Here is a 25,999-nt window from a genome sequence, read left to right as displayed (position 1 = left end):
CTGCTCGTTCAGAACGGAATCTCCGTAGCGATGCACGGGTCGTCTGCTATCACCTCCACCGCCAGCTCGACTTTGGCGGTCGATCTGTCGGCGAACACCAGTCGGACTTGGTAACCCCTCCCGTGGCCGTCTGTCACCGATGACCAATCCCATGTGTTGACGATGGTGAAGGACTCCACGAGGGGGAGGTGCCAATCTGGTTGGTTCATGCCGGGCAGTTCGACGGCGCTCGTGTCGTCGTCTCCGCTGCAGAGCATCCCGTCAGCGCCCGGGCGATCGCGTCCTTGTACGAGGGTCAGGTATCGGTCGACCTCTTTGTCCGCTTCGCGCGATTCGTTGCGGTCGGAGTACCGAGCGAACCCAAGTGGCAGCCCGCAGAAGAGGAGCAGGGCAGTCACAACCGCCAGCGTCCAACTGAGCCGGCGAGCCCTGCTCTTCTGCACGGACTGCGACGGCGGATCGGACATGGTGGACGATCATATCGAGGCGGCCGTGCGAAGGATCACGACAGTGCCGGATTGGGTGGATCGCTACCTATCAGCGTAGTGAGCGGACAGCGCACTGTCATCGGCAGATCCGCTTGTTGTGGTCGCTACGTTCCGGAGGCCATGTAGGCGGCGAGGATGTAGTTGGGGTGGCGGTCGAGGTTCTTGCGGGCGCGGTCGTAGCGCATGGTGGTGCGGGGGTCGGCGTGACGAGCGGCGATCTGCACGTCGCGCAGGTTCACGCCGGCGTCGAGCATGGTGGTGACGAAGGTGTGACGCAGCATGTGCGGGTGCATCCTCGGCATCCGGATCCCGGCGCTGCACGCCAGGTGCTTGAGCCGGCGGGTCGCCGCATGCCGGTCCATCCGCGCCCCGATGGCGTTGCGCAGAATCGGACCGTCGATGCGGCCGTCCACCGCACGGTCCACAGCCCTAGCCACCGCAGGCGGCAGCGGAACGAGGACGACTTTGCCGCCCTTGCCGCGGACGCGAAGGACGCGATGGCCGTGTTCCTCACCGATATCGCTGATGTTGGCGCCGCAGGCTTCGAAGATCCGCAGCCCGAGGAGTCCGAGCATGGCGATCAGGGAGAAGTCGTTCGGGTTGGCCGACCGCCGCGCGGTGGTGATCAGGGCCTCGAACTGGAGGTGGCCCAGCCCGAGGGTAGGTGATTCGAGGGGCACCACCGGCCTGCGGACGTAGTCGGCTGGTGAGTGCGGCAGGATGCCATCGATGACGCAGACGCGGTAGAACCCGATCGCCACCGACAGGCGGCGGGAGACTGTCGAGGGCTGGAAGCGACGTACGTCCTGGAGCCAGCGCACGTACCGCTCGATGTCCACACGTACTGCCGACAGCGGGTCCAGATCCTGGTCGGTGCACCAGGTCAGGAAGACGCGCAGGTCGGAATCGGTGTGCAGCCGCGAGTCACCCCGGTACCGACCGAGGTAGGCAGACACCGCTGCGCGGAGAACAACGCGATCGGGAGAGACGACACCGGGACCGGGACCGGAAGCGGGAGAGATAGTCATACCTCACGCTGCGTCATCAGTCACAGTCAGTGCCAGCGCCCTCCTTGCGGCAAATCCGGTAAACGGGCTGCGCGTCGTCGCGGCGGAAACACGCACGTTCGCGGACGGGGAGACGAGACCCTCACATGGCCGCCAGCGGCTGCGAGGGCCGACTAGCGGTCGGCGTGTTGCCTTCACGCGTGAACCGCGAGCGTTCGTCGTGACACCTACGAACATCGTGTCGGCCGGGAGCTAGGCTGCGTCGAGTGCCGGATCAAGCGCCTGACGCCTACGCCGCAGCGTTCGATGCGCGGTGTGCCGCCGCTGAGGGCCCCGGAACACGGCGCGTGGACGGGTTCGGCATCCAAGGACTGGTTCCGGTCGACGGGGAGTCACCCACTCAGCTCTTGGTCCTGGATGACCGAGCCTTCGACGTGCTCTCGGCCGTGCTGCCGCTCGCCTCGGCCGGCACGGTCAGGGTCCACGAGGCGGCCGGGCGGTGCGCCGAGCTTATCCGCCGGGACCGGACGTGGACGCCGAAGGCGGTCACGGCGATGGTGTGCCGCGACCTTCGTACCGTGCCGGAGCCCTTGCTGCCTACTGGCCTGACTCTGCGCCCGGTATGCCGCGTCCCTGAGGACCCACCGGACGGGGTGTCGTTGACGGATGCAGTTGCGGCCGCCGGACGGGCGATGCCAGCGGGTGAGGTGTCGACCGCGGCACTCGTCACGTACCTGAGGTCGCTGCCGGAAGGGCCCCGGCTCTTCGCGGCGGTCGACGACGACGGCGTGGTGCGCGGCACGAGCGGATCGCGGACCTTCTTTTCGGACGCGTACGTGTTCTTCGTCAACACCGATCCCGGCTGGCGCCGCGGCGGCGTGGGGCTGTCGATGACAGCGGCCGCGCTGCGCTCCGCGGTGAAGTCGGGAGCGACACGGGCCAGCCTCGACGCCAGCGGGCCAGGCATCCCCCTCTACCGGCGGCTGGGCTTCACTGCTGTCGCCCAGATCACCCAGTTCTCCCGTTCCGGCTGATCAATGTGCCTCCGCTCCTTACGCAGGAGCGCGAACGTCCGCACTTCGGCAGATCAGGATGCCTGCTCGGCTCAAAGGCCAGCTACCGAGCGTGACCACTCTGGGATCAGTGTGCGCGCACGGACGGCGGCAGATCCGCGCGCCGGGCGGATCCGACATCAGCGAGTCGGTGATCCATCAACCATTGTCAGGGCGCACGGCTCCCTATTCGTCGACTGCTTTGTCCCCGGGGCTCAGCCGGTGAATTCGTTGACGCCGAGGGCGAAGTCCCAGTGGCCGACCCCGTTGCGGGCGAGGCCCACCGTGACCACGCCCGCTCCTTCCAGCCAGTGCGCCATTTTCAGGCCGCCGACGTCCAGCGGGTGCAGCCCGAGGCTCTCGACGAAGGCCGCCACGCCCGCCTTGGCCTGCGCATCGTCGCCAGCCATGAAGACGTCGGGCCGGCCGTTCTCCAGGACATTACGGAAGATGGTGTTGAAGGCCTTCACCACGCCGGCACCGGCCGGGGCCACCTTGGCGACTTCCTGCGCGATCGAGGTCTCCTCGCTGTGGGCCAGTCCGTCGAACGTGGCGTTGAAGGGGTTGCTGATGTCGACGATGACCTTGCCCGCCAGGGCGTCTCCGTACTCGGTGACGACCGGAACGACAGCGGCGTACAACAGGGCCGTGATGACGATGTCCCCGGCCGGGACGGCGCCCCACTCGCCCGTCGTCGTGCCACCGCCCAGAGCCTTGGCCAGGTCATCGGCCTTGGACTGATCGCGTCCCATGACCTCGACGGTGTTGCCGCCCGCCACCGCGAGCGTGCCGATGGTGCGGGCCATGTTCCCTGTACCGATGAAGGTAATGCTGCTCACGAGGTGTGCTCTCTTCCTGATTCCGGGTGTGTGTTTCAGAGGGCGGTGGTGCCGCCGTCGGCGACCAGTTCCAGGCCGTTGACGTAGCTGGAGTCATCGGAGGCGAGGAACAGGGCGACGGTGGCGATCTCCTCGGGGCGGCCCATCTGCCCGCGGGGGATGAGGGACTCGAAGGCGGCCCTGGTCGCCTCGTCGAACAGTTCTTCCTGTTTGGCGGTGCCGACCTGGCCGGGGGTCAGGACGTTGACCCGGATCTTGCGGTCGCGCAGTTCGTTGAGCCAGACGCGGGCCCAGGCCTGCTGGACGGCTTTGCTTCCCGCGTAGAGGCTCCAGCCGGGGAAGGCGCCGAGGGAGGCGTTGGATCCGGTCATGAAGATTGAACCGTTGTCGTTGATCAGCGGGAGTGCCTTCTGCACGGTGAACAGGGTGCCGCGCGCGTTGAGCGAGAAGGCGCGGTGGAACTGTTCCTCGGTGATCTCGCCGAGGACGGCGGGTTCGCCCATCCCAGCGCTGGCCCACAGCACGTCGATCGAGCCCTTTTCCCGCTTGACGGTGTCGTACAAGCGGTCCAGGTCGTCCAGCACGGCAGCGTCACCCTGCACGGCGGTGACGTTGCGGCCGATCAGCTTGACCGCGTCGTCCAGTGCTTCCTGCCGCCGGGCCTGGATGAAGACGTGCGCGCCTTCCTCGACGAACAGTTTGGCGCCGGCCAGTGCCATGCCGGTGGATCCGCCGGTGATCACCGCAACCTTGCCATCGAGCTTTCCCATGATCACTCCGTTGATTTGATGGTTATCCGAAACAGTGCAGTTCGTATGTAAACCATTCTGTGTACCTAACGTAGCCGACGGCTGGCCGTCGCGCAAGCTACGTACACCGATCGGTACCAACTGGGTCTATGCTGGGGGCATGACGGAGTTGGAGAAGGGCCCGCTGGGCCAGCGCCGCGGCAGGGGCGCACGCGAGCGCATCCTCAGCGCGTCACAACAGCTGTTCCGCGATCAGGGCATCAACCGCACCGGCATGGACCAGCTCTGCGCCTCGGCTCAGGTGTCCAAGCGCACGGCCTACCAGCACTTCCCCAGCAAGGACGAGCTGGTCGCCGAGTACCTGCGCCGATTCGATCCTGACGTCATGCCCGACGTGTTCGACCGCACCGACCTCACACCCCGCGAACGGCTCCTCGCCGCCTTCGAGATGCCCGCGTCCACGCCCCTGTGCCCGTACATCGCGGCGGCCGTCGAACTGCACGACCCGCAACACCCCGCATCCGAGTACGCACGGGAGTACAAGACCGCCATCGCCGCGCGGCTCACCGAGACCGCCCGCGAAGCCGGCGCCACCAACCCCGAACAACTCGGCGAACAACTCGCGCTGCTCATCGACGGCGCCTCGGCCCGCACCCGAGTCCTCGACAGCGATTCCTTCCCCATCGCCGCCGCCATCGCCGCCGTCCTTATCGACAACGCCATCCCCGCGTCATCTCCTCGGCAGCCCAGCGATGACCGCGGAACTACCAGGCCTGCGCCCGTTCCGGTGGGAGGCCAATGACGGCCCGATCACGCCTCATCGGCCGGACGGCGACGTGGAGATCCGTACGGTCATCTGCTCCACGAACGCGATCGAATCGGTCAACGCCCGCATCCGTAGGGCCGTGCGAGCCCTGGGTCACTTCCCGAACGAGCAGGCCGCCCTGAAGTGCGTCTGCATGGCTTTGGTGAGCCTAGGTCCAACCGGAGCGGGCCGTCGGAGGTGGACGATGCGCTGGAAAGCGCCGCTGAACGCGTTCCAGATCGCCTTCGAAGGCCGGCTCATCCCGGCCACCCACTGATCAACCTCAACAACCAAGCTCAGCCGTCAATTTGGCAGACCCGCTCAGCGTGACACTGGGCCGACCCCCACCATCCCACCGGGCACAACCGTCGCGATTCTCCCGCATCCACTGCCGGTCTGTCCTCGATCGAGTATCCGCTCCTCGGCAGATCCGGATGCCGGCGCTAGCCCGTTTCGGCTACGGTCTGTGATGCGCTCCGGCAGCGGACGGCCCGCCAAAGAAGAACTCGCTCAGAACGAAAACGCGCTCCTGCCAGTCGGGCGGGCCACAAAGAAACTGGTAGCCTGAGGCCGCAGGACGCCCCTCGGGGCTCCCGCGCCCGCCTTAGGGCCCGCTAACGCGGGCCCTTCGTGCATCCAGGTCAGCCCCGACTGGCCATCGGATCCCAGCACCACGAGTGGTAACAGCGAGGCTCGACCAGCGCCCACAACTGCTCGTTCACCGCGGTGACCCGCGCCTGCGTGCCAGGCAACTCAAGCCGCTGGAATGGGAACGTCACCAGGGTCAACCGCCTGCACCAACCTGCTCGCATGCGACGACGCGAAATGCAGTGGGACACGCCGGTGGGCGACATGGAAGGGTCCTGCGTTCGAGCCGTGGAACTACCGTGGTGGTTGTCGAGCCGCACGAGGTCCTGCAGGTGCTGTGGTCGCGGCGGGATATGCCCCTCGCGGCCAGCGGCGGTGTTTCATTGCGGTGATGGGACGCACCTAGGCCGGGCGGCCCTTGGTCGTTGCCGTCTTAAGGTCGACGACTTCGGCCAGCAGATCATCAGGGCCCGGGAGATGGCCCCGGCTGAGTTGAAGCGCTACGAGGCGTGGGAGGCCAGCGGGTGATGAGCGAGGACGTGGTCCGGGCGGCTGAGTTGAAGCGCTACGAGGCGTGGGAGGCCAGCGGGTGATGAGCGAGGACGTGGTCCGGGCGGCTGAGGCGTTCGCCCGCGGCGAGGTGGAGTACGACGAGACCGCCCAGATAGAGCTGCCGCCGACGGCGGACACCGAGCCGATGGTGATGCGCTTGGTGCGTCTGCCCGTTGACTTGGACCAGCGGGTACGCGCCGCCGCAGATATGGCCGGCGTCAAGCCATCCACCCTCATCCGCGAGTGGATCGAGCTCGGCCTGACCGAACTAGAGAACGACCGGTCCGTTTCGCTGTCCGCGCTTCGCCGGGCGATCGCCCACGCCACCCAGTCCGTCCAATGAGAAGCTGGCCAGACCCCGGGGCCAGGGCAACTGAGAAGCGGCCACTTCGCCTGAGAACTGACACGAGCCAGGTGGGTGGACCTCACGAGCGCCTCGACCTGACCGGGCGGCTGCTCCGGCGGACTTTAGGCAGTCACCGCGCTGGACGGCATGCCGTCAGGCGGCGCGCCGGTACGCCTCGCCCAGGAGGTCTCGCATCAGCTCGATCGGGTTCATTCCCCGCCGGCCCGCTTCGGCCTCCAGCCACTGGTGCAGCTTGTCGTCGGAGTCGAAGCTCAGCGTGTAGGCCACCCGTGTCCGCCGGTCCGTGGTGTCCACGTGGGCGGCACTCCAGTCGATGGGCTCGTCTGCCTGCTGCGCAACCTCGTACCGCCTCATCGGCGTCCCCCTCCTGTCCATCTGCTTGTTTGGGACGGAACTCAACAGCCGGAACTCACTGCAGGTTGCGGCCTAATTCGATACAAGGGAATGCGTCCGCCACGAGCTTGATCAGTTAGCTGGGTGGCGACACCCCACCGCAGGATCTTTGCAACTGTCTCGTCGGCGATGTCGATGCCGAGCCTGTCGCTCGCCGCGTCAGCAAGCTCTGCTACGTCGCCGACGAAGACGCCCTCTGAGTCGGCCGCCGCGAGGATCGCCTGCCACACAGCCCGCCAGGTGCGGCGTTTTTGCGGGCTCCATGCTTTGGCACGGATGTCGAAGGCCTGGAGCCGGTGATCTTGCGCGGGTCGCTGCGGTCGGGTCGACCCCCTTGGCGTTCGGATGCAGAGTTGGTAGGTGTTGCAGCGCTGGCCGTTGCCGTGGTCGACGACCTTCAGCAATCCAGCCCCCTGTAGCCATCTCAAGGATGCCTGGACGTTGGCCCTGTTCGCCGGACGTCGTCCAGACGCTGTTGCGATCGCCGCTGAGAGTTGGGTCGGTGACAGCGCGACGTGCATGGCCTCGTCGGCGCCGTCGACGAGTGCCCGCCAAACCGCACGACGGAGGCTCGCCACCTTGCCAGCGATGGTGTGCGCGCTGACCCACGGGGCCGACGGATGGCGGTCGTCGAAGGCTCGGTAGGCCCGCTCACGGTCGATCATCGCATCGCCGTCCTGCAGGCACGGGCGCCAGTGGCCCAACTCGTTCGCGACCACCCCAATCCTGCGATCCGGGCTTGGTCGCCGGACGGAGCTGCAGTGAGGCGACGGGCGACGGCCACATGCCCACCAATTTAGGGCATTATCCTGCACTGACAAGAGTTCTGGCAGCGACTTGCCTGAATTCTTGTGATCGAGCCGCCGCCGCCCGTGGACCTTGCGGCGCTCGGCCATGCGGTCGCGAAGGCCAGACACGCGGCCAATCTCACCCTCGACGGCCTCGCCGAGCGCAGCGGCATCTCACGGCGGATGCTGGTTGAGGTCGAGGGAGGCCGCATCAACTGCACGATCGGCGTCCTGCACGGCATCGCGCATGCCGTCGGCGTGCCATTGGGCGACCTAGCCCAGACGGCCTGCACAGACAGCCGTACCAACTAGCTGGCATCGCAGCAGCCGAGGACGGCGCCGACGCCGTAAGCAGACGTCGGCCGGACGCTAGACGCGCCGAAGCACACAGACGACCTTGCCCAGGATGACCGCGTGTTCGGCGGAGATCACCTCGTAGAGCGGATTTCGCGGTACCAGCTCGACGCGACCGCCGCGGCTCCGGTAGACCTTGACCGTCGCCTCGCCCTCGATCATCGCGGCGACGATGTCGCCGTTCTCAGCGACCGCCTGCTGGCGCACGACGACCACATCTCCCTCGCAGATCGCCGCCTCGATCATGGAATCGCCCTTAACCATCAGAGCGAACAACATGCCGTGCCCGACTAGGTTGCGAGGCAGCGTCAGCTCGTCCTCCACGTGTTCCTCGGCGAGGATCGGGGCACCGGCAGCGATAGTGCCAAGCACCGGAACTTTGACACTTGGCTCGTCTGCTCCGTTCGATGCCGTACCAACCCGCGCCCTGCGGATGTCGACCGCCCTGGACGCGTTTGCCTCACGACGCAGGAGGCCACGCCGTTCCAGCATGTTCAAGTGGTACGCCACGGACGAGGGAGAGCCAAGCCCGACCGCTGCGCCGATCTCGCGCACCGTGGGTGGGTAGCCGTGCTGCTGGATCCAATCGTGAATCACCGTCAGGACGCGCTGCTGCTTGGCGCTGACGTGGGGCGGCTCGGCCTCGGCCCCATCGGAGGTTGTCATCCATGGACAATACAACAGATTTTAGAACGCGCGTACTAACGCGCTCGGTGCGGGTTCGGGTATCCGAACTCCTCGAGCTCCCCGGGGAAACGGCGAAGCCGTATCCGGACGTGCGTTTCGAGGCAGACGTGGGTGTAGTCGACGTTGTCGCCGATCGCCGTCAGCCACGACCGCGTTCCCGGCTGTGGCAGGTTCGTCTCCACGAACAACCGCCGCTGCACATCCGATCTGGCCTCGTTCGGGAGATGGAGGCTCGAAGCTAACCGCCACCGGCAGCTGGGTGAATCTCCTTCCGGTCGTCGTACGGCCGATCGATGTCCGGTTGAAGTCATGTCGGACCCCGGCGTGGCCCGCTGAATGTCTTCCGCCTTCGGCCATGCGACCGCTACCATCATCGTCGATCAATTTGAGAGGGCGGTGCGATGGCGAAGCCACCAGCGGCTGCGGGTCGGGGGGTGGCACCTATCTGCGCCGCGGCATCCGCCTCTGCCCGCCCAACCGCGACTACCGACGGCACCGATTCGTGGCGACACCGGCCAAGCCGGAACTAGGCGAGATGCAGCTGGCAAGGCCTTCCACTCGCCGTCTTCGATGCAAACGAGGAGGCCACGCAATGGCAGTAAACGCTGAGGCGCACGGCGACGGCCTGCCGAATGAGCGGCCCGACCCGATCACAACCTTGCGCGGCTGGCGCCGTTTTGTGGAGGCGGTCCCGCCCCACTTCGAGTTGCTCCCCGAGGCCGAGTGGGCCGCGCTGTCCGAGGCCGTACGCCCGGCCTACAACAAGGCCCGGTTCGACTACCACTGCGGAAGGGTGGTCTTGGCGACCCCCACTATTCAGGAGATCGAAGAGCAGGTTGGGCTGAGCCAGCTCAACCATCACGACTCCATCGCTCGCCGTGGCCTGGTCGTGTCGGGACCCCCGTTCACGGGCAAGAGCACCGGCCTCACGCAGCTCGGGCGCGCCTACGAGCTGTGGGTTCGCCAGCGCTATCCCAGCCAAGACCGCATCCCCGTGGTCTACGTGAGCACCCCGCCGCAATGGTCTCCCCGCAACCTTGCTGCGGAGGTCGCCCGGTTTCTCGGCCTGTCACCGATCAACCCGCGGGCCAGCTTCACCAACTTCGTCGACGCGGTCGGCCAAGCGCTCACTGAAGCCCGATGTGACCTGGTGCTGGTTGACGAGATCCACAACCTGTACCTGCCTACCGCCGCCGGTGAGTACCCTTCCGATCAGCTCAAATACTTGACCGAGCGCCTGCCGGCGACGTTCGTCTACGCAGGGATCAACCTCGAACAATCCGGGCTGTTCACCGGGGTTCGTGGCACGCAGACCGCTGGCCGGTTCGTGTTCGTCAATACGGGGCCGATTCCCTATGGGCCTGAGTGGGAGGGCCTGGTGGCCACGCTGGAAGCCGGACTGCGGCTGCACTGCCACGAGGGCGGCACTCTTACAGGCCTGGACCGGTACCTGCATGAACGCACGCACGGGATGATCGGCAACCTGTCCCACCTGATCCTCGCGGGGGCATTAGCCGCGATCGACGACGGCAGCGAAGCGATCACCCGCCAGCTTCTAGAGACCATCCCACTCAACTAGCCCATGTACCCACCGCGATCTCCCACCGGTGGGCGAACTCACCCGAGTGGTGAAGGAAATCGTGGCCTTCGTCGGCGGGCAGAAGACAACCGGCGGCGAGGCAGCGTGATATTGAGCCTGGCCCACCGCTGGGCGTCAACGGCCGCGGCAACGAAGGCTCGGCCAGCCAGGGCGGCTGCGCTCGTTGCCGAACCGATTCGGACTGGCGGTGTGAGGCGGTCGAACCGTCCGGTGCCGACGCCCGGCGGGCGCCGGCTCGAAGGGGTGCAGGTTCGAGACGCGGCGTGCGGGGGCTTCAGCAGCCGCAGGAAACCCGACACACGAGGTCGTGCTCGAGAGTCAGGTGCACCGGCCCCTCCGAGGGGTCGCGGTCGAGAAGCAGCTCCACCGCCCGCGACGCGAGATCGGCAACGGGGCGACGCAGCGCGGTGAGAGGTGGGACCGTGACCTCACAGTCCTGAGTGCCGTCGCCACCCATGACGGCGAGGTCGTCAGGGACTGCCAGACCTGCCTCCCAGGCTGCATTCAGGACACCGAATGCCTGCTCGTCGGTCGCGCAGTACACGGACCTCGGCCGATTTTGAGAGCCGAGCCACGTCCTGAGCAGGTCCCGTGCGGCGTACCTGGAGACGGGCGTGGCCCGGTGCTCGATCCGGGTGTGCGGCGCGTGCGCGACAGCCTGTCTGACGCCGATGAGGTGCTCGTCCGTGCCTGGTGAGCCGATGGGACCGGTAAGCACGCCGATGCTTTCGTAGCCGTGCTCGACCAGGTGCTGAGCGGCCTCGCGGGCGGCATCCACGGACGAGATCGACAGGCTCGACGCGGAGGAGCCGGGCGGCATCTGGTGCAGCGCGACCACGGGAACGCCGCCGGTGTCGAGGCTGATGAGGGCCTGCTGGTCCCGCACCGAGACGAGGATGAGACCGTCGACCTTGCGACCGATGAACGAGCTGATGTGAGCGCGTTCCTGGTCGGCGTCACCGCCGGCGTCGCCGATGAGGAGGAGGTGGTCCCTCTGGCGCGTCGCCGCTTCTAGCTGCTCGGCGAGGGCCGCGAAGTAGGGGTTACGGATGTGCGGCACGACGAGCCCGATGGAAAGGGTGCGGCCGGCGCTGAGGGCGCGGGCGAGCACATTCGGCCGGTACTGCAGCTCCTCGGCGGCTTGCAGGACCCGCTCACGCGTCGCGGCGGCCACCGGCCTCGGCCCGTTGTTGAACACGTAGCTCACGACGGCGGTGGAGGTTCCCGCTCGCTCTGCGACGTCACGCGCTGTGGGCATGGGGCGCGCCTGACTGGGGGGCTGCTCGGCCGGCACGTTCGATGGCCGAGATGATCTCCTCGGCGGCGGACTCGGCGTCGACGCTGAGGGAGATCCGGGTTGTGCCGTTGACATCGGACACGAATCTACTCGTCCCCTCGTCGGCTCTGGAGGTGCTCACCTCAACCCGGCCGGGGCCGGAGAAGGTGAACAGCTCGGGGTGGGTGAGCGTGAGCACCGTGACCGGGTCGTGGGGCACGTTCCACTCCTTCTGCCAGAACTCCCACCACTGGGTCATGTCCGCGCGGAGGGCCTGGCCCAGCGGTCCGGCGGCGCCGACTCGCTCGAGGCCGTCGCTACGGATCTGCAGCTGCCTGGTGACGTCGAGGCCGGTGATGGTGGTGGGGATCCCCGCCGTCAGCACCAACTGGGTGGAGCGGCTGTCGCTGAGGAAGTTGTGCTCGGCCTCGCCGGGGTCGCCGAAGTCGCCTCCCATGATCCACAGGTGGTGGATCCACTGGGCGATGCGGGGTTCGCGCTCGAGGGCCGCCGCGATGTTGGCCAGCGGCCCGATGGCGATGACGTCGAACTGGCCCGGGGCCTGACCCAGCCGCGCGATGAGGTGGTCGACGGCATCGGTTGGCTCCACCCGGGCGTCGGCCAGGTCGTCGTGGAGGCTTCCCTCGTGGCCGGGCCAGTAGACCTCGCGCCCGGTGCGGGGCGTGGTCCGCCCGGCGTGGACGCGCAACTCGCGTCCTGCGAGGGTGCCGTAGCGGTGGGCGATCTGGGCTCGGAGCGTGGTGTCGCCGTAGACGGTGGTGACCGAGTCCAGGTAGATCTCGGGGCTGCCGAGGATCTGCGCCAGGGCCATGGCGTCGTCGACATCGGTCCCGATGTCCGTGTCGAGAATGACGGTGTGAACGGGGTTCTGCACGGTCGTTGGCTTCCTTGGGGTCACTTGAGGCCGCTGCTGGAGACGGACTGGATGAAGTAGCGCTGGAACATGACGATCACGACCAGCGGGATCAGGGTGAGGACGACGGCGCCGGCGAAGACGAGGCCGTAGTCGACGACGTTCTGGCCTTGCATGCTGGCGAGGGCGACGGGACCGAGGATGTGCTCACGGTCGGTCCCGATGAGCAGGGGCCAGACGTAGGACTGCCACTGGAAGAGGAACAGGGTCAGGCCGGCGCCGATGAGTGCTGGGCGCGATAGCGGCAGGTAGATAAGCGTGAAGATGCCGAGCCAGCCGAGGCCGTCAAGCCGTCCGGCCTCGACCAGCTCGCGGGGGATGGCCAGGAAGAACTGCCGCAGCAGGAAGATGGCCATGCCGTTGCCGATGCCGGGCAGGACTAGCCCGACGAACGTGTTCGTGAGGTTCCAGTCGCGGAATATGTCCGCCAGCGGGATCGCAATGGCGTCGAAGGGGATCAGGAAACTGAGGACGACGACGGCGAACACGAGGGTCTGCCCCCGGAACTGGAACGCGGACAGGGCGAACGCCGCCATCGCGCACACGAGCAGGCCCACGGCGACCGTGACGGCGCTGACGAGTATCGAGTTGAGGGTGGCCCGGCCCAGGTCGCCGTCCAGCAGGTTGAGGTAGTTCTGGAACGTCGGGGTCAGGGTGACGAACGAATCCCAGGAAATGGGGCTCAGCCGGGAAAAGGTCTCCGACCCCGGACGCACCGACGCGGCGACGACCCACAGCAGGGGCAGGAAGAAGGCCAGTCCGACGAGAGCGACCGCGACGGTGCGCACCCAGTAGGCCGGAGTGCGAGCTGTGGTGTTCATCAGTCGTCACCTCGCAGGAGGCGGAACTGGGCGGCGACGACGACCAGGGTCACGGCCACGAGGAGGATGACCTCGGCCTGCCCGGTGTGGATGTCACCGATCGCGTAGGCGCGGTTGTAGATGTCGTACATCATCAGGTTGGTGCTTCCGTTGGGCCCGCCCTTGGTGAGGATCTGGACCGGGGCGAAGACGAGCAGGTTGGAGACCGTGTCGGCGACGAGCACGAAGGCCAGCGGGCGCCGCACGAGCGGCAGGGTGATGTGCCAGAGGCGACGCCACCAGCCGGCGCCGTCGAGGCTCGCGGCCTCGTTCACCTGGGCCGGGATGTCGTTGATCCCCGCGATGAGGAAAAGCATCCAGTAGCCGACGCCGATCCACGAGAGCAGGATGATGATCGCCGGGAGCGCCTGCACCGGCGACGTCAGGAACGGTTGCGGCGGCAGGCGCAGCATCTCGAGGAACCCGTTTGCCAGGCCGTCGGGCCGGTAGATGACGCTCCAGATCACCGCCGACACGGCCGGCGGCGTGGCGATCGGGAGGATGACCAGCGAGCGCCACCAGTGCGACCCCGCCGCCCGCTGGGTGAAGAGAATGGCAAGGAGGAGTGCGACCGCGACCTGGAGCGGGTTGACAATGAGGGTGAACAGCAGCGTGACCCCAACGGACTGCCGGAAGTCGGGGTTGGAGATCAGGTCGACGTAGTTGTGCAACCCGACGAACGAGCGCCCTCCCCGCAGCAGGCTCTCGCGGAAGAAGCCGTCGACGAGCGCGACTCCTGCGGGGAACAGGCGCAGGATCCCCAACGAGATCAGCGCCGGGAGCAGAAAGAGGAACGCGACCCTGCCCTGGCCGGGCCGACCCGTGCGCTGCGCCGCCCGGGTGCGGCGCCCACCCGAGAGGGTGGGCGCCGCGGCCTTGACGTCGGTCACTTGATCGACTTCCAGGCGTCGTTGAGCTGGGCGGTGGCCTCCTCGAGGCGCTGGGGGGCGTCGGCGCCGTTGCGGATGTCGGCGAAGGCCTTGCCGAGGACCTCCTCGAACTGGATGTAGCCGACCGAGACCGGGCGCGGCAGGGCGGACTTCGCCGACTCGTACTTCACGAGGTCCGCCACCCCAGCGCTACGCTCCCCGGCGAGCTTCTCCAGGCCCGGGAGGTACTCGGCCTCAGCCTGGGTGTTGGCCGGGATGATGGTCAGTGCGTCGGTGGTCGCCTTGTTGCCGGCCGGGTCGAGAGTGGCGAACTCGATGAACTTGCGGGCCATCCCCTGCTGCTTGCTGGCCGGGTTGATCCCGAGCGACCACGAGCCCGTCGGGCTGTACGGCTTGCCACCCTCGAAGTACGGCATCGGCGCGACCCCCCAGTCCACCTTGGAACCGGCGAAGATGCCGATGTCCCACGGGCCACCGACGAAGAAGGCCACGTTGCCGTCGGAGAAGACCGGCCCGGTCTGGAAGCCGCCGATGCCCCGCGGGGAGAGCCCGGAGGAGAAGGTCTCGCCGTACCAGGTCAGCGCCTTCTTCCAGCCGTCCGTGGTGATCGCGGGGGTGAGCATGTCGTCGCCGGTGATGCCGCTGCCACCGCCGACGGATTCCATCAGTGGCTGCAGCTGGTAGTAGGCCTCGGGCTGCTCGAGGAAGAGGCCGTACTTGATCCCCGCGTCCTGGGCCTTCCTGCCCGCCGCGGCCACCTGCTCCCACGTCCAACGCTGCTGCGGGTCCGCGGTCGGCGGCGTGACGCCCGCCTTCTTGAGTGCGGCCTTGTTGTAGAAAAGGAACTGCGTGGAGTTCCACATGGGCAGCGACCACAGCTTGCCCTTGAAATGGTTGGCGTCGTAGGACCCGCTCGACGTGACCTCCTTGAGCTTGCCGTCGAGGTCGCCAAGGTCGACGAGGAAGCCCTTGGCCGCGAGCTGGGCCACGCGGGGCTGGTCGACGGTGTAGACGTCGATCGTCGAGTCCTTCCCGCTCAGACGCTGCTGGAGGGTGGCGTTGAACTGGTCGAACGGGACCTGACTGTAGTTGACCTTGATGCCCGGGTTCGCGGCCTCGAACGCCTTGATGACCGGGGCGTAGGCCTTCGCGTCATCCGACCCGACGACGTTGACCGTACCCGTCGCGGGACCTTGGTCGGCCGTCGATGCTGCTGGTGACGACGAGCCGGAGCAGGCCGTGGACAGGGCGAGAACGGAGGCGACGGCGACCCCGCCGACCAGCGTGCGGATTGATGTGCTCATGGCTGGCTCCTCAGGGATCCTCATCTCAAGGGAGCCGAGCCGACGCTGGCTCCGCATCTAAGCGGTTAGTCTAATCGCTTAGATGGGAAAGTTAGCAGTCTCAGCCAACGAGGGGAAGAGGCAGATGCTGACTTCCGGGACCGAGCGGTTCGACTGGCGGCCGAGGCGCGCCCGAGCGTCCCGCTCCTAGGGGCGTGTCTCCTGGATCTTGGGAGCCACTACGCCAGACAAGCCCTCACCGAACCCTGATCACGATCACCGGCTGGAGTACTAGCGACCAGAGATCGCTAGTCCGCTGAGCGGACCAGCGGGGCGGGTCACGGCGACGTGGCTCGTCTCTTGCGTGTGTCGCAGTCCGCGCCGAGCGGCGGCTCGACTTGCGCGTCGGGGCACATGCGGCAGCGAATGACCAGGTGCCCGCCGCAGCGGCACGGCCACCAGCCCCGCATCGGCGTGGTCACCGAGCCGCCTACGTAGCCGTGCCCGTTGTGGCACTCGTCCGGCTCGTCGCCGACCAGCTCGCGTACCCGTCGGTAGGGGTAGGCGACCACGTGCGGGTCGGCGCGGGCGGCCTGGACCAGGTGCCGCAGCTCGGCGGGGGAGTCCACGGCGTGCTCGACGACGGTCACGCCGGCGGGCGAGTTGTCGGCCCGGTCCCAGCGGATCGTGATGTGCCAGCGTGTTCGCCACTCCACGAGGGCAGGCTATCGAACAGGCGTTCGATCAGGTGGCAACTGGGGGGATCCTTGGTCCTCCACGTAGAGACGCTGGAGCTTGGCCGGCAGGTTTTGCTCCAGCTTCTCCGCACCAACGGCGGCGGCCTGGAAGCGAGGTGTACACGAAGACCAGACAGCAGCCGCGCGAGGTGCACTCCCGGATCCGGTCCGCGTACGGGCCGGCGAACAGATCCACTGCGTCGATGGGTGCGCCGCCGTGTGGGCGGCGCACCCTCGCTGGTACCGCAGGTCGGTGCCGTGGTCGTGTCGTCAGGTACCGAGGTCCCGGAGGAAAACATCGGCCGCACCGTTGGTGTCGTTGGGCACCAGGTTGGTCGCCACTCCGCTGAAGAAGATGAGTCGGCCGTTGGCGCTGATCGACGGGCCGCCGGTCTGGCTGTCGCCCTGGGTTCCGGCGGTGGAGACGCTGATTCGGGTGGTGGTGCCGGCCACGCGGTCCCGGAGGTAGACGTCCCACAGGTAACCGTTCGTATCGCCGGCTACCAGGTTCGTTGCTCCCGAGTCGAAGACGACGTAGCGGCCGTCGGCGCTGATCGCCGAGGTGTAGCTGTCCATGTTTGCTTGGGCGCCGCCGGTCGCGACGCTGATCCTCGTCGTGGTGGCGGTGACGCGGTCCCGGAGGAAGATGTCATAGCGGCCGTTGGTGTCGCCGGCCACCAGGTTGGTGGCGTACGAGTAGTAGGAGACGTAGCGGCCGTCGGCGCTGATCGCGGGGCGGTAGCTGTCGCTGTTCGCTTCGGCGCCGTTGGTGGCGTAGCTCATTGCGCTGGTGGTGGCGGTGGCGAGGTCGCGGACGAAGATCTCGTCATAGTTGTTGGTGGGCGGCGTCGTCATGTTGGGCGCCGTCGAGGTGAACGCCACGTAGCGTCCGTCGGGGGTGATGGCGGGCTGGCGGCTCTCCCCATAGGTGTCGCCGCCTGTGGTGGAGACGCTGATCCTGGTCGTGGTGGCGGCGATACGGTCCCACAGCATGATGTCCGAGTACCAGTTCTCGTCGCCCGGTACCAGGTTCGTCGCCCACGAGGTGTAGGCGATGTAGCGCCCGTCGGCGCTGATCGTCGGCTCGTAGCTGGGGTAGTCGCCCTCGGCGCCGGCGGTGGAGACGCTGATCCGGGTGGTGGTGCCGGCGGTGCGGTCGCGGAGGAAGACGTCGTCGGTGAAGTTGGTGTCGCCCGGCACGAGGTTGGCGGCGTCCGAGACGAAAGCGACGTAGCGGCCGTCGGCGCTGATGACCGGGTCGGTGCTGTTGACGGTGAATTGGGCGCCGGTCGACTGGGCGCCGCCGGTCGCGACGCTGACCCGTTCCGTGGTGCCGGTGGCCCGGTCACGGACGAAGATGTCCGAGCGGCCGTTGGTGTCGCCGGGGACCAGGTTGGTGGCCTCCGATGCGAAGGCCACCCAGCGCCCGTCGGGGCTGATCCCGCGGCCTCCGCTGTGGTTGTTGGCCTGCGTCCCGCTGCTGGAGACGCTGACCCGGGTGGTGGTGGGCGCCGTGGCGGCCGCGGGGACGGCGTGGATTCCCACGAGCGTCACGGTGGTGGTCGTCAGGATGGTGAGCCCGATGCGTAGATTCCTCATGTCGGCTCCAAGGAACAAATTTCCGATGTTCAGACGAGCCTGATCTCGCCCTCTTCGTCGACCACGAAGCTGCTGATCGTCCGTGGCCTTGCGCTTGAGCCTCTGCGTCGACATCTGGCGCAGGATTTTGGCCTGCGTTCACAGATGGTTGAGTGTTCAGCGCACGCGTAGTAGCGATTGTCGGTGGCGTGGTTGCCGTCCAACCGCTATTCTTTGCGGGCCTCTTGCGCCCGGACGCAGGTCAGGGTGGTCCTGCTGTCGGCGCAGGTCAAGGCCTATCCACAACAAAATATGGGGAGCGGCAGCCGGAATCAGCATCTGACACAACGCCGTTTTCAGTCACGTGGCAGGGAGCGCCCGGAAACCCCTTGTCCCGCAAGGGGTTCGCCAGATTTCCCGTCGCCATCACCGCTGTTCCAGCAACTCGATCAGGTCGCTTTCGAACACCAATGCGGATTAACGGACCTGTTGCGGCTGGAGGGCGAAGCGACCGATCCTCATATAGCCTGACTTGCCTTAAGACATCATCATGTCGCGCCACAAGGCAATAATTTGTGGTGCGCAACTGTTCAGGCGCACTGGTCATCCGCAGCGGGCCGCACGGCATGCCACCGTCACCCTCCACCTCTCCGTCCCGCAGGCGAGCGCGAACCGCCGCAGGTCTCATGCATTCGTTGCTTCTGATCTGCGCCCGGGGCCCGATCCCGCTGCCCGACGATGACGGGGGAAGGGATGCGTATGAGTGGCGCCCGCGGTGTGGGTGGACGGGGCTGGAGGGGGTGAGCCCGGCCTGGCGGTGGGAGACGTCGCCAGGTGGGCTGGTGCTGCGCCGGCCTGTCGCCCCGATGCTGGCCGCGCCGGTCGACTCGGTGCCCGAGGGTCCGAACTTGACCTATGAACCGAAGTGGGATGGGTGGCGAGCGCTGGCCTTCCTGGGAGCCTCGGACGTCTACTTGCAGTCGCGGGCCGGCAGAAACCTGACGCCGTACTTCCCGGACATCACCCGGGCGGTGCGGGCCTTCGTACCACCCGGTGTGGTGCTCGACGGGGAACTGGTGGTCTGGGAGCGGGGACGGACGAACTTCGCCTTGCTGCAGCGGCGGGTCACCGCTGGCCGAGGGCTGCTGCGCGAAGCCCGTGAGCACCCGGCCTACTACGTCACCTTCGACCTTCTCGTCGACGCCGGCGGGGAGCCGGTGCTCGACGCTCCGCTTGTCGAGCGTCGGGCTCGGCTGCTGCGGTTGCTCGCTGGCGCCCCGCCGCAGCTGGCGGTCACGCCGCAAAGCGCCGACGTCTCCGAGGTCAGCGAATGGCTCACCAACTGGACCGCGGCCGGCGTTGAGGGTGTGGTGATCAAACGGCTCGACAGCCGGTATGAGCCTGGCCGGCGAGGGTGGGCGAAGTTCCGGGCACGTGCCACCACAGAGGCGATCATCGGAGGCGTCACCGGCAGCATCCGCAATCCCGAGACTGCTCTCCTCGGCCGCTTCGACCGGCGCGGTCGACTCCGATACACCGGCCGCACACACCCGCTGGCCACGCCGCAGCGTCTGGAGCTGGCTTCGCTGCTGTCGCCGCCACGTCCGACCGAGCGCCGTGTCGTCATCCACCCCTGGACCGATCCGCTGCCCGCCACATGGTCCGGCCAGTTCGAGCGACCCGAGCCGCTGCGCTACGCCCAGGTCGAGCCGACCGTCGTGGCTGAAATTCAGGTGGACACCGCCTACGAGCACCACCGGTGGCGTCACCGCGTCCGGTACGCGCGGCCCAGGCCGGACCTGTCGGTGTACGACGTGCCGCTGATACTCGGCGAAGGCGAGGACCCCTTCTCCGACTACGCACGCAGCGCCTGATTACTGAGGGAAGGGCACCATGGTTGTTGTGAACTCGCACGGGAGGGTGCCTTCCAGCCCAGGGTGAGCGCCAGGCCGGAACGGGCGAAACTGCCTGGTCATCAGGACAGCCGTCCGATGATCGGGGCATGTGGGAGAAGGTCGACGTGCCGTGCGTTGGAGGCCCGGTCAACGGCCGGTCCTTGCTGGTGCCCGTCGACGAGGACGGCGTTCCGCCCGACGTGATCGACCAGAACTGGCTGTGGGTGGAGTTCGGTGGCGAGTTGCTCGACGCCGACATGGCCGGCGTCTACGAGCTTGAGCCCCTCGCCGGCGTTGGCCCGCCGTGGATCTATGTCTGGGCGCCGGCGAGCGGCCTTTCGCCGTCGGCCCGCGCCTGGTCAACCGGCCCCGGCACGATGAAAAGGGGCCGCTGAGCACGGCTGCCGATACAGGACAGGCGGCGCAACCAACCGGGGCAAGCAGCGAGAACCGGCCGGCGCGGCGCCCTTCGGATGCCGTCAGAATGCGCGGACGACGGTGAGGCTGACGTTGGGTCAGGAGTTCACCCAGCCGGCCATTGGTCAGGACCGCAATCGGCGGATCAGGACTCGAAGGGCCACCGTGAGCGCAGCGCCCACAATGGTGAGGACGACTCCGATCACGCTAAAACCGACCGCCCAATATCCGTAGTACGACTCGCCGCAGTTCCAGCAGGGGAGGCCCCAGTACACGCCTACCGTCGTCGCGAGCCCCCACGGGATCCCCAGCCATCCGGCTGACATGGCGCTCCAACCAGGGACCCGCCACGCGAACCCCGCCCCCAATACGACGGCCGCTAGCAGCAGCGGCCAAGCCGGAGCCGTCGCGCCGAACATGGCATCCCAGAAGTCACCCAGTCGCGCTCCGCAGAACCCGCAGACCGCCGCGAGCAGGGCCGCCCACAACAGTCGCGGCCTGGGGACGACGAACGTCAACGCCGCGGACCCGACGGCCACCAGCAACAGAAGAGAACCTTGCAGACCCAACGACGTGTCCATAGGGCCTCCGAGCGGTGATCCTTTCGGGTCACCAGCGTGACGCACACCTTCAGCACGGACCATGTCACGCTACGCGTGCTCGCGACCGCAGCCAAGCGGGCCGACGGCGACGGGGGAGAGCGACACGGGTCGACTCGCGGCGGCCAGGGCGAGCGACCATCGCCGCCACCAGCCGGGCGGCTCCGTGGTGGCGGTCGCACGTGTTCCAGGTGGGGACCTGGTGCTGCGCGTGGCCGCCACGTCAACTGCCGGAGTCGGTGCGACACTGACCGCATGAACCGCGAGCCACCGAGCGAAGCCGAGCATGAGCATGGTTGGTACGGCTACGAGCTGGGATCGTGTCAGCGGGCGTCGTTCCTGCAACGAGTGCAGCTGCGCTGGTGGCGCGTCCGGTACTGGCGCAAGTACCGACGCGCCCACCAGGCCGCACTGGAACGGTTTGCCGCCCGGCAACGCGAGCGGGGACAGCTGAGCTGAGCAGGGCCGGCGGACTACTCCGTACCTCCGCGGACCGTTTGAGCAGGCCAGGGCGAGATTGACTGGGGCGGCCCGCTCCTGGGCAGTGTGGGGGTACGGGGGCAGGCAAGAGGCCCCCGGCGAACCGGGGGCCCCAGCGGTGTTTCCTCAAGTGTCAGCAAGGGGAACGCAACAGGGTTCTACGACTGGCGCCACCGACCGCCATCGGTTCGCCAGGTAGCCGATGCCGACCTGAGCGAGAAGAGAAGGCGATCCACGCGATTCCGCGGCAGGCCGTTCAGGCCGGACCCATCCCGCCAGCGACCGGGGGCATACAGGGCTGGCTGGACCGTGGCACCAACACAAGACCTTTTCCGGTAGCGGCCGTGGTTTCGGGGTCGGCGCTGGAGTCCAACCGGGTGCTCCAGCGCTGAGCGCCAGTCGCCGCCTCAAACACCGACAGCTGAGTGCCCTGCCGTACGACCACTGCATCCTCGCCGACCATCAGGCGGGGCACGAAGAGGTCCTTTCCAGTGCGGTACGACGCCGTCCAACGTTCGGCACCGGAGCGTGCGTCGAGGGCGACGAGGCGGCCAGAGGCGGACGCATAGAACACTCGGCCGCCGTCTGCGGCGATCCCGGTCTGCGGCAGATCGTCTTCGTTTGGCGGTAGATCTTCTGTCGCCCACAGCGGCTTTCCGCTCCGGAGGTCCCGCCCGACCAGACGTGTTGCCTGGCCATGTGGGCTGTCCATTGGTCCGCCCTGCAGCGCGGCGAGTGTGTCCACACCGTCGGTGAAATAGCGCCGCGCGGTCGAATCCACCGATCCGACCGCATCGCGCCACAGCTCCCGCCCACTGCCGGCATCCAGCGCCGCGACGCTGAAGCCGCCCGCGGTCGCAAGCTCGACAACAAACGTTGATCCCGCGCCGAGGACGAACGCCCGCCCGCCCGGCCGCCAATCACCCCAGGCCGCCTCTGGGACCGACTGGGTCCACCGCTGCGCGCCGGTCGCCAGATCCAGGCCGGCATAGGCGGTTTGCGTCCCGACGAGCACCACACCGTCGGCGATGGCGGCCGGCGCCCCAGCCACCCGTGTACGCCACCGCTCGCTGCCGTCACGTGCGTTTATCCCTTGGATGTAGCCATCTGGGGCCGGCACGACGACCACTCCGTCAGCGATCATCGGTGGGTCGCCCAAGGCGTCCGCGCCGCCGCAGGTCCCACCCTCGGTCGCCACGTACCACAATTGCCGGCCGCTGCGGGGGTCAAGGGCCACCAACCTCCCCGCCGGAGACTCATACGACCGACCGGTCTGAACGAGAACCAGATCAGCTCCGAAAGCTGGTGTGCTCGCCCCGTTCGCGGCCTCCAACTCGGCGACCCACACTGGCCTGCCGGTCTCTACATCAAAGGCCGCCACCGTCGCCGGGCCGTCACCGGATCGAGAATCGGACGTGGCCGAGCATCCGGTTCCGCTGGTTAACAGCGCCGCAACCACGAGTAAGCCAAGTACGGACCCGCGCCGACGCGGATTCCTACCCCGCCGCCTCAGGGTGAGAAGCCCAACGAACAGCGTGAAGACCAGCGGCCCGAAGGCCACCCAGGGCATCTGGCCCTCAAACCCCTGCTCCACAGCGTCGAGCCAGTCAGTACCAAGCAGAGCCCCAAAACGCGATCCGGGCCAGGCCAGGCAGCCTCCGACGCATGCCACAAGGAGGCTCCCGACCAGCCACCAGTGCTCCGCGCACCGCGCGGGCGACCGTTGCTCCTGCCTATCCGGATGGGCCATTACCCCTCCTACCAGCAGCCCAGGTCAGTGGTGACCCCGTGTACAACCTCTCGCTGACGATCACCGTGGCCGCTATCGGAACTCGACTCAGTCAAGGACCCCAGTCTCAGCCTCAGGACCTGGCGACTAGTCCAGTACATCGCGACGGACACCCGCATGACATCGGTTGAGCGTTCAGAGCCCGGGACCAGGCGAGCGCAGCCAATCAGCCTGTTCAGGCCGATCCGAACCTGCGGCACACGGCCCTGAGGTCTTCGCCGCCGACGCCTTGAGATCGTCACCTGAACTGAACACCGATCGCCGCCCGGCGAGGGGGCCCGCTCCTGGCAGCGTGGGGTACGGGGCATGCGTGAGGCCCCCGGCGAACCGGGGGCCTCAGCGGTGTTTCCTCAAGTGTCAGCAAGGGGAACGCAAAAAGGGAAAGGCCTTCAGCCACCGCACGGCGCACGATACCAGCCAAGATCAAGCCAGGCAGTGACGCCCTGACCGATCTTGTCGGTTCTCATCGGAGACTGCAGCGTGCCAAGATTCTTTTCAGCGAAAGTTTCAGCGATGACATCGACCTTTCAGCGGGTCCTCCTCCTGCCTTCTCGTTCTGGACCCTGATGAGGGGTCAGACACCAATGCGACCGCGCCGGATAGCCCACGCCGGCGCCCAACACGAGGGGCGGTCCCCGTGGATAGAGCTGTCCCGCTCAGGTCCTGGACGCCGTCCCTGTCCTCGTCAGCGGTGGACCATGGTCGGCGGCCGTCTGCGACGCGGCGATGGGAGGCCTCGGCCGCCTGTGCGGCGCCGAGGTCCTGACTTAGCGCGTGATCTCGACTGAGGTACGCCCTCCAAGAGCCCAGCAGCGGATTCCGTTTGCCCTACTTACGTGTGTTTGGGAGGCACGGTGACCGCAGGGCCGTGTTTGGCCTCGCATCTTCCGCGCGAGCTGTCCGGCTCCAAGGGCCAGCGGCGCGTCGCCCGGAGTGGGGATGGCTGACTCCGCTGCAGCGCTAGTTGTTGTCGCGTGGGGGCCACGCAGGACCGATCGGAGGCCGACGTCGAGAAGTATCAGTCGGCGTTTCATAGCTACCGGGAAGCCTTCTCGTTTCGCCCCGACCCGGGCTTGGGGAAGAAGATCGGAGCCCCCAATCAACCCTCGATCGAGAGCCAGATCCGATCGGAGATCGCCGCTGGCAACCTACGAGGACGTCACGGTCTGCCTACGCACCGCCATGTCGTTGCTGGCCCTGCTCGGCCTGCGCCACCCACTGCGACTCCTGCCCGTGCTGCTGTTCGAGACGACCGGGAAGCTCCTCTGGCTCGCGATCGCGGCTCAGCCTCAAGCCGTCGACGGGACGCTCGACGACAAGACGACCGACGTTGTGTTCAGCTGCTCGCTCGTCGTTGTGATCATCGCCGTCACACCACGGGCACACGTCTGGCGTTCCCACATCGCTCGGCCGAGCCTCGCCTGATCAGCTAGCGGTTCGGCACCTGGCGTCGCGTGAGCCACCGTCCACACCTCACGGGACCGAACGCCCTGGCCGCCAGGTTAGGGCGTTCGCTGTGTGTCGGCCCGACAGCGGCACGGTCGGCCGGCGAACCGTCAGCGGCACATCCGTGCGGCGGTGGGGCAGTCGGCCCGACCGCTGGCGCCGGCGGTCCGAGCGTGGGTCACTCCTCGGGGAGCAGGTGGCGAGGCCCTGATCGGTGGTGTGGCGCTACAGGCAGGAGCACATGTGACTGGCAGGTAAACAGTCCTAGACACGACCGAACCAATAAGATATATCTGATCTCGGTGGGCCGATGGCGGGTGCTCCGGCAGAGAGAGAGACAGTCGTGTCGAGGTTCAAGAGGTTGGTCGCAGTTCTTGGTACCGCCGCGTTGGCGTCCGCCGCGCTCGCCGCGTGTGACTCGTCTAGCGGCTCGAGCGGGGAGACCGGGTCAGGAGGTCTCCCGAAGACGATCAACGTGGCGTTCGTCGGCGAACTCACGGGTCCCGTTGGCTTTGCCGGCCAAGCCCAGGAGCAGGCCCTCAAATGGGCGATCGACAAGGCCAATGCGTCCGGTGAGCTCAAGGGATCGAAGATCGTCCTCGACGTGAAGGACACAGGCTCCGACCCCAAGCGGGCGGCTTCACTGATGTCCTCGGCCGCTGAGTCGGATGCTGTCGCCGTGTTCGGTCCGCTGTCGAGTTCGGGCGCCATGGCTGCAGCGCCCTTCGCTCAGCGCGCGAAGCTGCCGTACATCGCGACGTCATCTGTCCTTCCGGCGCTCCTCGACGTAGGTGACTACATCTACAGGACTCAGCCTTCTGAGATATACGTGGTGAACCTCATCGGCGGTGAGGCGGCGAAGCGCGGCATCAAGTCGGTCTCGATGGTCTACCTCTCTGACAACCCCACGATCGTCGAGGAGGCCACCGAGTATCTACCCGAAAAGTTCGAGAAGGTGGGCATTGACGTACTCGACTCGGTGGATGTGCCGACGGCCACGACTGACTTCGGCGCCGTGACCTCGAAGCTGATGAGGGGCAATCCAGACGCAATCGGCGTCATGACGATCGGCCCGGCCACAGCCACGATTATCACGGGTCTGCGAACGGCTGGGTACGAAGGACAGATCTTCGTCCATGCGTCGGCAACCGCTGACATCTTGAAGGGCGCTGGGGATGCTGCGAACGGTGCCTTCACGGCCGTGGGCTTCGACCAATCCGCGCCGAACCCGGCGGTCCAGCAGTTCGTCCAGGAGTACAAGGCCGACAACCCGGACGTCACGACCGTCAACGGATGGCATGCCGCAGGAGCTGACGCCGCGTCCTTCCTGGTGGAGGCCGTCGTGGCCGGGAACGGAGCGTCGCGGGAGGACATCCACAGCGGCATGCAGAAGGTCGCCGAGGCCGGCTTCGACGGAGTGTATGGGCCCATCCAGTTCATCGACGGTCGCGACGCGACCGCGCCTGGCATGGTTGTCGAGTACGACGGCGGCGCGATGAAGGTCATCGCCCAAGGCGACCCGAACAAGCCCATCCAGCCCTAACGT

At 67.3% G+C, this 25,999-nt stretch carries 28 protein-coding genes and 1 pseudogene; 12 read left to right on the top strand and 17 right to left on the bottom strand.

Translation table 11 applies throughout. The features are described from left to right. Nucleotides 1–8 precede the first annotated feature (8 nt). Both GA0070613_RS24825 and GA0070613_RS24820 read right to left on the bottom strand, forming a co-directional pair. On the bottom strand, nucleotides 9–467 hold the full coding sequence (locus GA0070613_RS24825; RefSeq protein ID WP_089014487.1) for a hypothetical protein: 459 nt from the start codon (nucleotides 465–467) through the stop codon (nucleotides 9–11). Nucleotides 468–592: 125 nt separating this feature from the next. After that, the gene (locus GA0070613_RS24820) at nucleotides 593–1,444 is read right to left on the bottom strand and encodes a tyrosine-type recombinase/integrase (protein ID WP_197698975.1); all 852 of its coding nucleotides are present in this window, start codon (nucleotides 1,442–1,444) and stop codon (nucleotides 593–595) included. 317 nt (nucleotides 1,445–1,761) lie between these two features. On the opposite strand from GA0070613_RS24820, the gene GA0070613_RS24815 reads away from it, so the two are divergent. After that, complete coding sequence (locus GA0070613_RS24815) at nucleotides 1,762–2,529, top strand: GNAT family N-acetyltransferase (RefSeq protein ID WP_157746514.1); 768 nt, start codon at nucleotides 1,762–1,764, stop codon at nucleotides 2,527–2,529. A gap of 233 nt (nucleotides 2,530–2,762) precedes the next feature. Here the strand turns inward: GA0070613_RS24815 and GA0070613_RS24810 are convergent, their stop codons facing one another. Further along, a complete protein-coding gene (locus GA0070613_RS24810) occupies nucleotides 2,763–3,386 on the bottom strand; it encodes an NADPH-dependent F420 reductase (RefSeq protein WP_089014484.1) in 624 nt (207 codons plus the stop codon). 35 nt (nucleotides 3,387–3,421) lie between these two features. Continuing rightward, nucleotides 3,422–4,156 (bottom strand): SDR family NAD(P)-dependent oxidoreductase, encoded by a 735-nt coding sequence (locus GA0070613_RS24805; RefSeq protein WP_089016175.1) that lies wholly within the window; start codon nucleotides 4,154–4,156, stop codon nucleotides 3,422–3,424. 139 nt (nucleotides 4,157–4,295) lie between these two features. Here GA0070613_RS24805 and GA0070613_RS24800 point away from each other — a divergent pair, with 139 nt between their 5' ends. From GA0070613_RS24800 to GA0070613_RS24785, 3 genes and pseudogenes are all read left to right on the top strand, one after another. Next, the gene (locus tag GA0070613_RS24800; RefSeq protein ID WP_089014483.1) at nucleotides 4,296–4,937 is read left to right on the top strand and encodes a TetR/AcrR family transcriptional regulator; all 642 of its coding nucleotides are present in this window, start codon (nucleotides 4,296–4,298) and stop codon (nucleotides 4,935–4,937) included. Nucleotides 4,938–4,962: 25 nt separating this feature from the next. Further along, nucleotides 4,963–5,217 (top strand): annotated as a pseudogene (locus GA0070613_RS24795) (transposase); the annotation flags it as partial. Between the two features lie 903 nt (nucleotides 5,218–6,120). Further along, the gene (locus GA0070613_RS24785) at nucleotides 6,121–6,423 is read left to right on the top strand and encodes a hypothetical protein (protein WP_089016174.1); all 303 of its coding nucleotides are present in this window, start codon (nucleotides 6,121–6,123) and stop codon (nucleotides 6,421–6,423) included. A 156-nt stretch (nucleotides 6,424–6,579) separates the two neighbouring features. Here GA0070613_RS24785 and GA0070613_RS24780 read toward each other — a convergent pair whose 3' ends face one another. Together GA0070613_RS24780 and GA0070613_RS32360 are read right to left on the bottom strand one after the other, a co-directional pair. Beyond that, complete coding sequence (locus GA0070613_RS24780) at nucleotides 6,580–6,801, bottom strand: hypothetical protein (protein WP_157746513.1); 222 nt, start codon at nucleotides 6,799–6,801, stop codon at nucleotides 6,580–6,582. Between the two features lie 41 nt (nucleotides 6,802–6,842). Further along, nucleotides 6,843–7,559, bottom strand: coding sequence for a hypothetical protein (locus GA0070613_RS32360; protein ID WP_157746512.1), 717 nt, complete (start codon nucleotides 7,557–7,559; stop codon nucleotides 6,843–6,845). 132 nt (nucleotides 7,560–7,691) lie between these two features. On the opposite strand from GA0070613_RS32360, the gene GA0070613_RS24775 reads away from it, so the two are divergent. Further along, nucleotides 7,692–7,940 (top strand): helix-turn-helix domain-containing protein, encoded by a 249-nt coding sequence (locus GA0070613_RS24775; RefSeq protein WP_157746511.1) that lies wholly within the window; start codon nucleotides 7,692–7,694, stop codon nucleotides 7,938–7,940. Between the two features lie 57 nt (nucleotides 7,941–7,997). On the opposite strand, the gene lexA is transcribed toward GA0070613_RS24775, so the two are convergent. Next, the gene (gene lexA / locus GA0070613_RS24770) at nucleotides 7,998–8,648 is read right to left on the bottom strand and encodes a transcriptional repressor LexA (protein WP_089014480.1); all 651 of its coding nucleotides are present in this window, start codon (nucleotides 8,646–8,648) and stop codon (nucleotides 7,998–8,000) included. A gap of 613 nt (nucleotides 8,649–9,261) precedes the next feature. Between lexA and GA0070613_RS24760 the strand changes: the two genes are divergently transcribed. Then, nucleotides 9,262–10,248: an ATP-binding protein gene (locus tag GA0070613_RS24760; RefSeq protein ID WP_089014478.1), complete on the top strand. Its 987-nt coding sequence runs from the start codon at nucleotides 9,262–9,264 to the stop codon at nucleotides 10,246–10,248. 295 nt (nucleotides 10,249–10,543) lie between these two features. Here the strand turns inward: GA0070613_RS24760 and GA0070613_RS24755 are convergent, their stop codons facing one another. The 8 genes from GA0070613_RS24755 to GA0070613_RS24720 form a co-directional block, all read right to left on the bottom strand. Further along, on the bottom strand, nucleotides 10,544–11,476 hold the full coding sequence (locus tag GA0070613_RS24755) for a LacI family DNA-binding transcriptional regulator (protein WP_172876024.1): 933 nt from the start codon (nucleotides 11,474–11,476) through the stop codon (nucleotides 10,544–10,546). Between the two features lie 34 nt (nucleotides 11,477–11,510). Then, the gene (locus GA0070613_RS24750; RefSeq protein WP_089014476.1) at nucleotides 11,511–12,440 is read right to left on the bottom strand and encodes a nucleoside hydrolase; all 930 of its coding nucleotides are present in this window, start codon (nucleotides 12,438–12,440) and stop codon (nucleotides 11,511–11,513) included. A 20-nt stretch (nucleotides 12,441–12,460) separates the two neighbouring features. Beyond that, nucleotides 12,461–13,300, bottom strand: a complete 840-nt coding sequence (locus tag GA0070613_RS24745; protein ID WP_089014475.1) for a carbohydrate ABC transporter permease — start codon at nucleotides 13,298–13,300, stop codon at nucleotides 12,461–12,463. Then, entirely contained in the window at nucleotides 13,300–14,229 is a 930-nt protein-coding gene (locus GA0070613_RS24740) for a carbohydrate ABC transporter permease (protein ID WP_089014474.1), read from the bottom strand. The genes GA0070613_RS24745 and GA0070613_RS24740 overlap by 1 nt, the downstream gene beginning before the upstream one ends. Then, nucleotides 14,226–15,533: an ABC transporter substrate-binding protein gene (locus GA0070613_RS24735; RefSeq protein ID WP_157746510.1), complete on the bottom strand. Its 1,308-nt coding sequence runs from the start codon at nucleotides 15,531–15,533 to the stop codon at nucleotides 14,226–14,228. Before GA0070613_RS24735 ends, GA0070613_RS24740 begins: the two co-directional genes overlap by 4 nt. Before the next feature lie 317 nt (nucleotides 15,534–15,850). Continuing rightward, entirely contained in the window at nucleotides 15,851–16,228 is a 378-nt protein-coding gene (locus GA0070613_RS24730) for a hypothetical protein (protein ID WP_089014472.1), read from the bottom strand. A 28-nt stretch (nucleotides 16,229–16,256) separates the two neighbouring features. Beyond that, nucleotides 16,257–16,445, bottom strand: a complete 189-nt coding sequence (locus GA0070613_RS33715; RefSeq protein ID WP_231929444.1) for a CGNR zinc finger domain-containing protein — start codon at nucleotides 16,443–16,445, stop codon at nucleotides 16,257–16,259. 74 nt (nucleotides 16,446–16,519) lie between these two features. Continuing rightward, the gene (locus GA0070613_RS24720) at nucleotides 16,520–17,962 is read right to left on the bottom strand and encodes a TolB family protein (RefSeq protein ID WP_089014471.1); all 1,443 of its coding nucleotides are present in this window, start codon (nucleotides 17,960–17,962) and stop codon (nucleotides 16,520–16,522) included. Between the two features lie 132 nt (nucleotides 17,963–18,094). Between GA0070613_RS24720 and GA0070613_RS32350 the strand changes: the two genes are divergently transcribed. The 3 genes from GA0070613_RS32350 to GA0070613_RS24710 all read left to right on the top strand — a co-directional run bounded on the left by GA0070613_RS32350 (nucleotide 18,095) and on the right by GA0070613_RS24710 (nucleotide 20,117). Continuing rightward, the gene (locus GA0070613_RS32350; RefSeq protein ID WP_157746509.1) at nucleotides 18,095–18,358 is read left to right on the top strand and encodes a hypothetical protein; all 264 of its coding nucleotides are present in this window, start codon (nucleotides 18,095–18,097) and stop codon (nucleotides 18,356–18,358) included. A 335-nt stretch (nucleotides 18,359–18,693) separates the two neighbouring features. Continuing rightward, nucleotides 18,694–19,701, top strand: a complete 1,008-nt coding sequence (locus GA0070613_RS24715; protein WP_089016173.1) for an ATP-dependent DNA ligase — start codon at nucleotides 18,694–18,696, stop codon at nucleotides 19,699–19,701. A 128-nt stretch (nucleotides 19,702–19,829) separates the two neighbouring features. Continuing rightward, nucleotides 19,830–20,117, top strand: coding sequence for a hypothetical protein (locus GA0070613_RS24710; protein ID WP_089014470.1), 288 nt, complete (start codon nucleotides 19,830–19,832; stop codon nucleotides 20,115–20,117). 147 nt (nucleotides 20,118–20,264) lie between these two features. On the opposite strand, the gene GA0070613_RS24705 is transcribed toward GA0070613_RS24710, so the two are convergent. After that, on the bottom strand, nucleotides 20,265–20,720 hold the full coding sequence (locus GA0070613_RS24705; RefSeq protein WP_089014469.1) for a hypothetical protein: 456 nt from the start codon (nucleotides 20,718–20,720) through the stop codon (nucleotides 20,265–20,267). 273 nt (nucleotides 20,721–20,993) lie between these two features. On the opposite strand from GA0070613_RS24705, the gene GA0070613_RS32345 reads away from it, so the two are divergent. Then, nucleotides 20,994–21,197, top strand: coding sequence for a hypothetical protein (locus GA0070613_RS32345; RefSeq protein WP_157746508.1), 204 nt, complete (start codon nucleotides 20,994–20,996; stop codon nucleotides 21,195–21,197). A 277-nt stretch (nucleotides 21,198–21,474) separates the two neighbouring features. On the opposite strand, the gene GA0070613_RS24700 is transcribed toward GA0070613_RS32345, so the two are convergent. Continuing rightward, nucleotides 21,475–22,788, bottom strand: a complete 1,314-nt coding sequence (locus GA0070613_RS24700) for an outer membrane protein assembly factor BamB family protein (RefSeq protein WP_331716741.1) — start codon at nucleotides 22,786–22,788, stop codon at nucleotides 21,475–21,477. 1,407 nt (nucleotides 22,789–24,195) lie between these two features. On the opposite strand from GA0070613_RS24700, the gene GA0070613_RS24695 reads away from it, so the two are divergent. Further along, on the top strand, nucleotides 24,196–24,432 hold the full coding sequence (locus GA0070613_RS24695; RefSeq protein ID WP_157746505.1) for a hypothetical protein: 237 nt from the start codon (nucleotides 24,196–24,198) through the stop codon (nucleotides 24,430–24,432). Between the two features lie 364 nt (nucleotides 24,433–24,796). Further along, entirely contained in the window at nucleotides 24,797–25,996 is a 1,200-nt protein-coding gene (locus GA0070613_RS24690; protein WP_157746503.1) for an ABC transporter substrate-binding protein, read from the top strand. Nucleotides 25,997–25,999 lie beyond the last annotated feature (3 nt).

The sequence above is a fragment of the Micromonospora inositola genome (assembly GCF_900090285.1).
GTDB classification, from domain to species: Bacteria; Actinomycetota; Actinomycetes; order Mycobacteriales; family Micromonosporaceae; genus Micromonospora; species Micromonospora inositola.
This window is presented reverse-complemented; position numbering and strand designations above follow the sequence as displayed.